The organism is Marinobacter sp., from assembly GCF_041690455.1.
GTDB lineage: Bacteria > Pseudomonadota > Gammaproteobacteria > Pseudomonadales > Oleiphilaceae > Marinobacter.
The window spans coordinates 1-5347 of sequence record NZ_JAWLHI010000125.1 but is presented as its reverse complement, the minus strand read 5'-3'; the positions used below and the strand labels follow the sequence as shown (position 1 = coordinate 5347).

Sequence of the window (5347 nt, the reverse complement as noted above, 5' to 3'; positions counted from 1 at the left end):
TTCCTGACTCCGATCGCCAAGGCGTTCCTGACCGAGATCGGTTACGAGTCCGCCAACCTGGGCATGCAGGTATTCGGTGGCCACGGCTTTATCTCCGAGTGGGGCATGGAGCAGAACGTACGTGACTCCCGGATCGGCATGATCTACGAGGGTACCACCGGTATCCAGGCACTGGATCTGCTGGGCCGTAAGGTTTTGATGACCCAGGGCGAGTCCCTCAAGGGCTTCACCAAGCTGGACACGTGTTCTGCAAGGAAAACGCGGATAACGAGCAGCTGAAGGAATTCATTGAGCCGCTGGCAGCGATCAACAAGGAGTGGGGCGAACTGACCACCAAGGTTGGCATGGCCGCAATGAAGAACCGCGAGGAAGTGGGCGCGGCCTCCGTGGACTACCTGATGTACTCCGGTTACGCCGTATTCGCCTACCTGTGGGCCCGTATGGCCAAGGTGGCCCTGGACAAGATGGTCGAGGGTACCAGCGAGGAAATGTTCTATAACGCCAAGGTGCAGACAGCTCGCTTCTACTTCAAGCGCATGCTGCCGCGGTCCAAGGCGCACGCCGAGTCCATGCTGGCCGGCGCGGATACGCTGCTGGACATGCCGGAAGAAGCTTTCGCCATCTGAGGCGGGCTCCGGTAGCGTTCTGACCCAGAAAGCCCGTGCTCCCCGGAGGCGGGCTTTTTTCATGTGTTCTGATGGGGTTTCGGGTAAAATACCGGCCCATAACAACATAACTTTCAGCGGACACATAGCCGAGCAGGCGTCGCGGCCAGGAGCATGACCTCCCGCGCCCTGCAAAGACTGACTGGAATCTTGTGGAGAGTTTCAAATGGCTGAATATCAGGCACCGTTACGTGACATTCGCTTCGTGCTGAATGAAGTATTTGATGCGCCTGCGCTTTGGGCGTCCCTGCCCAAGGTGGCCGAGAACGTGGACCCCGAAACTGCGGATGCCATCCTTGAAGAGGCTGGCAAGATCGCCGGTGGCGTCCTGGCTCCGCTGAACCGCGAAGCGGACGAGCAGGGCAGCAAGTGGGATAACGGCGAAGTGACCGCGCCGGACGGCTTCAAGGAAGCCTACCAGACCATCGTGGAAGGTGGCTGGAACGGGCTGGGTGGTAACCCGGAATTTGGCGGCATGGGTATGCCCAAGACCCTGGTGGCCCAGTTCGAGGAAATGATGCAGGGCGCCAACATGGCCTTCGGCCTGGCCCCGATGCTGACCGCCGGTGCCTGCTTGGCCCTGGATGCCCATGGCAGCCAGGAGCTGAAGGAAAAGTACCTGCCCAACATGTACTCCGGCGTCTGGTCCGGTGCCATGGACCTGACCGAGCCCCACGCCGGTACCGACCTGGGCATCATCCGTACCAAGGCCGAGCCCAACGACGACGGCTCCTTCAATGTCACCGGTACCAAGATCTTCATCACCTGGGGTGAGCACGACATGGCGGAGAATATCATCCACCTCGTGCTGGCCAAGCTCCCGGATGCGCCGAAGGGACCAAAGGGTATCTCCCTGTTCCTGGTGCCCAAGTTCATGGTGAACGAAGACGGCTCCCTGGGTGAGCGTAACAGCTTCAGCTGTGGTTCCATCGAGAAGAAAATGGGCATCAAGGGTTCCGCTACCTGTGTCATGAACTTCGACGGTGCCAAGGGCTGGCTGGTCGGTGAGGAGAACAAGGGCCTGGCCGCCATGTTCACCATGATGAACTACGAGCGTCTGGGTGTGGGCATCCAGGGCATCGGTGCGGCCGAGGCGTCCCTGCAGAATGCCCGCGAATACGCCCTGGACCGTATCCAGAGCCGTGCCCCGAGTGGTGCCCAGCAGCCCGAAAAGGCCGCTGACCCGATCATTGTGCATCCGGACGTGCGCCGCATGCTGCTGACCATGAAAGGTTATGTTGAGGGTGGCCGCGCCTTCTCCACCTATGTGGCCCAGTGGCTGGATATCTCCAAGTACGCGGACGACGACGAGCGTCGAAAGCATGCCGAAGGTATGGTGGCGCTGCTCACTCCGGTGGCCAAGGCATTCCTGACCGACCGGGGTCTCGAGGCCTGTATCCTGGGTCAGCAGGTATTTGGCGGTCACGGTTTCGTCCGTGAGTGGGGCCAGGAACAGCTGGTGCGGGACTGCCGGATTACCCAGATCTACGAGGGTACCAACGGCATCCAGGCGCTGGATCTGATGGGGCGCAAGGTGGTTGGCAGCCAGGGCAAACTGTACGAACTGTTCGCCCAGGACGTGGCCAATTTCCTGGAGGAAAATGCCGACAACGAACACCTGCACCCGTTCCTGGAGCCTCTGGCCGCTGCGGTGGAGCGTCTCGATGACGTGACCGAGCATGTCCTTGGTCAGGCCGGCAACTCGCCGGATGCCGTTGGTGCCGCCTCGGTGGATTACCTGGACCTGTTCGGCCTGACAGCCCTGGGTTACATGTGGGCGAAGATCGTCAAGGCGGCTGCGCCCCAGGCAGCAGGTGACACCTCCGGCTTCTATTCCGGCAAAGTGAAGACTGCGCGCTTCTACTTTGACCGGCTGCTGCCGAAGACGGTCTCCCTGGCGGAAGGCATCCGCAGTGGCAGCGATGCCATGATGGCGCTGACCGCAGAAGAGTTCTGATCGCTGTCTGACGGTCTGGAACGTGAAAGGCAGGTCCGCGGACCTGCCTTTTCTTTTTTCGGGCGCCGGCGCTTGGGGGAAATCTGGTCAGAGCTGTTCCAGCTGCTCCGGGTTATTCACAAACGGGTTTTCGTTGCCCTGGATTTCCGCGATCCGGCGGTGACGGGTCAGTTCGTTGTCATCCGGGGGATCCTGCCGGTTCCAGCCCCTGAACACGGAGGTGGCCCCCAGCCAGGGCAGGTCATAGGTCGTGACCATGTAGGCCATGGTCCGGGCCACATCGCCCTTCACCCGCTCCGGTGGCTCGAAAAACTGGGCGCTGGCCAGGATGCCACACTCGTCGGGCTTGGCAACGTCGCCGATGTTGTCGTAGCGAACGTTGCGGCGCTGCATCTCGATCCGGCTGCGAACCGGGACCATGTTGTGCAGGTCCGAGGCGATCTGACGGTAGCGGTTGTTCTGTTCGCATTGCCGTGAGGTCCCGCAGGAAAGAGCGCTGCGAATATCCGCCAGGGGATACACATAGCCATCAGTCAGGAGGAAACCCTTGCTGGTGAACGGTGTGTTGCAGAAAAAGGATTGCCCGCCATCGGCGTACAGTTTGCCCCAGAACTCGTCCTTGATGACGGTATCCGGGTCACTGAACCGGGTATTCTGGCCGATAACGGCGGTTGTGGCGATCAGCAGGAGGAAGGCGGCGGAAAGGATCGGAAGTTTTTTCATCAATCTTTGCGCGAGAAACCCCATCGCTCAGGGCGGGGAGGGATAGCGCGTCGGTGTGAGCCGACCCCGTTCTCGCTGCCTCCTTTTGGTTGTTGCTATCTGTTGGTGCACTGTATAAATTAACAGTATGAAAAGACGCGCTTACAAGTACCGGTTTTATCCTACGTCCGAGCAGGCGGTGTTGCTTGCTCGGACGTTCGGATGTGTGCGTTTTGTCTACAACGCGGTGCTTCGGTATCGTACCGATGCCTTTTACGAGCGTCAGGAAAAGGTGGGCTATACCAAAGCCAATGCCCATCTGACGGCCCTGAAAAAAGACCCGGACCTGGCGTTCCTGAACGAAGTCAGTTGTGTGCCCCTGCAACAAAGCCTTCGGCACCAGCAAACCGCGTTCAAGAACTTCTTTGACGGTCGAGCTCGGTATCCCCGGTTTAAAAGCAAGCGGTACCGCCAGTCGGCAGAGTTCACCCGCTCGGCGTTCAAATACCAGGGCGGCCAACTGTTTCTGGCCAAGTCCAAAGAACCGCTGGCGGTTCGGTGGACCCGGGATCTGCCCTGTGAGCCGACCACGATTACCGTCTCCAAAGACAGCGCCGGACGCTACTTTGTGTCCTGTCTGTGTGAATTTGATCCCCAGACGTTGCCTGTCACCCCGAAGATGGTGGGCATCGATTTGGGCCTCAAAGACCTGTTCGTGACCAGCGATGGACATCGAATCGGCAATCCCCGCCACACGGCGAAATACGCTGCCAGGCTGGCAAAGGCGCAACGGCGCCTGAGTCGGAAGAAGCTCGGCTCCCGAAACCGGGCGAAAGCCCGGGGGAAGGTCGCTCGGATTCACGCCAAGCTCTCTGATTGCCGGATGGACAATTTGCACAAATTGTCTCGCAAGATCGTCAACGAGAACCAAGTGATCTGCGTCGAATCCCTGAAGGTCAAGAACATGCTGCGCAACCGCTCTCTGGCCAAAGCCATCAGCGATGCCGGCTGGGGCGAGTTCGTTCGCCAACTGGCGTACAAAGCGGAGTGGGCTGGCCGACAACTGGTGACTATTGACCAGTGGTACCCATCGAGCAAACGCTGCTCAGGGTGCGGCTTTGTGATGGACGCCATGCCTCTCAATGTCCGGCACTGGGCCTGCCCGGAGTGCGCAGCCGAACATGATCGCGACCTTAATGCCGCGATCAACATTAAAGCCGCCGGGCTGGCGGTGTTAGCCCTTGGAGAGAATGTGAGTGGCATGGAGTCAGTCTCCGTGTCCGGTTCTCGGTGAATTGGGAATACTCTTCCTTCAAGGGAGAGGAACAGTCAAACCCCATTTATACCTCGCAGTGTCTGTAAGCAGCCTGTCCCTTCAGGCCTGTCATCGGGGACAGTCTGAACTCACAAAGTCTGACGCTTCGTTCACTTGTACCGTGAAGTATGGCACAAAGACCCTCGATGCGAGGGTCTTCGGGGCAGGAATTTGCGACCCTGTGGCGGGTCGCGGTCGCTTTACTTGAGCTTTTTGCGGATATTCTGGTAACCGGTCTTCAGGTCTTCGCCGAGTTTTTGCGCAGTTTGACGGGCTTCCTGGCTGGCGTCGCCGGTATCGTGCAGGACCTGGTCAATCTTGTTGCGGAACCGGTCCCAGTCCTGTTCCAGGTCATCCCACTCGTCCTTGACATCCTCGCGGGCCAGATGGAGCTGAACGCGGGCTTCGTCCCGGTACTGTTTGACTTTTTCCGACAGTTTCTTGAGTTCTTCTTGAACACTCATTTCAGGCACCTCCTTGGTTAGTTGGTGGGATAACAATGCGCCTGAACCGGAAAAACTGTCAAGTACGGGAATAGCCTGAATACGAGCGGATTTCAGCTGGTTGACTCAGGTCACGGTTTTGCGGCGAGAAGTGCGGACATATCCCGGAGGTAATGCCAGGGGGAGAGATCATCGAAACCCTTGGCCGCCCGGTCGATCTGGCTGCACAGGCGGGTGGCCTGTTGTAGCTGGCCAGGGCTGAGGC

The 5347-nt window shown here is 59.2% G+C and carries 4 protein-coding genes and 2 pseudogenes; 3 read left to right on the top strand and 3 right to left on the bottom strand.

The genetic code is table 11. The annotated features are described in order from the left end of the window. Both ACESMW_RS18375 and ACESMW_RS18370 read left to right on the top strand, forming a co-directional pair. A pseudogene (locus tag ACESMW_RS18375) lies at positions 1–626 on the top strand (acyl-CoA dehydrogenase C-terminal domain-containing protein); the annotation flags it as partial. Positions 627–831: 205 nt separating this feature from the next. After that, positions 832–2622: an acyl-CoA dehydrogenase C-terminal domain-containing protein gene (locus tag ACESMW_RS18370; RefSeq protein WP_372988414.1), complete on the top strand. Its 1791-nt coding sequence runs from the start codon at positions 832–834 to the stop codon at positions 2620–2622. A gap of 87 nt (positions 2623–2709) precedes the next feature. On the opposite strand, the gene ACESMW_RS18365 is transcribed toward ACESMW_RS18370, so the two are convergent. Then, a complete protein-coding gene (locus ACESMW_RS18365) occupies positions 2710–3345 on the bottom strand; it encodes an endonuclease (RefSeq protein WP_372988413.1) in 636 nt (211 codons plus the stop codon). A gap of 127 nt (positions 3346–3472) precedes the next feature. Between ACESMW_RS18365 and ACESMW_RS18360 the strand changes: the two genes are divergently transcribed. Continuing rightward, a complete protein-coding gene (locus tag ACESMW_RS18360) occupies positions 3473–4618 on the top strand; it encodes an RNA-guided endonuclease InsQ/TnpB family protein (protein WP_092001050.1) in 1146 nt (381 codons plus the stop codon). Between the two features lie 221 nt (positions 4619–4839). On the opposite strand, the gene ACESMW_RS18355 is transcribed toward ACESMW_RS18360, so the two are convergent. Both ACESMW_RS18355 and ACESMW_RS18350 read right to left on the bottom strand, forming a co-directional pair. Then, the gene (locus tag ACESMW_RS18355) at positions 4840–5103 is read right to left on the bottom strand and encodes a hypothetical protein (protein WP_092001047.1); all 264 of its coding nucleotides are present in this window, start codon (positions 5101–5103) and stop codon (positions 4840–4842) included. Positions 5104–5213: 110 nt separating this feature from the next. Beyond that, positions 5214–5347: pseudogene (locus ACESMW_RS18350) on the bottom strand (DNA polymerase III subunit delta); the annotation flags it as partial.

Excerpts from the sequence above, each read along its gene's own strand:
- ACESMW_RS18370 (WP_372988414.1), top strand. The coding sequence starts at position 832 with ATGGCTGAATATCAGGCACCGTTACGTGACATTCGCTTCGTGCTGAAT.
- ACESMW_RS18365 (WP_372988413.1), bottom strand. The coding sequence starts at position 3,345 with ATGAAAAAACTTCCGATCCTTTCCGCCGCCTTCCTCCTGCTGATCGCC.
- ACESMW_RS18360 (WP_092001050.1), top strand. The coding sequence starts at position 3,473 with ATGAAAAGACGCGCTTACAAGTACCGGTTTTATCCTACGTCCGAGCAG.
- ACESMW_RS18355 (WP_092001047.1), bottom strand. The coding sequence starts at position 5,103 with ATGAGTGTTCAAGAAGAACTCAAGAAACTGTCGGAAAAAGTCAAACAG.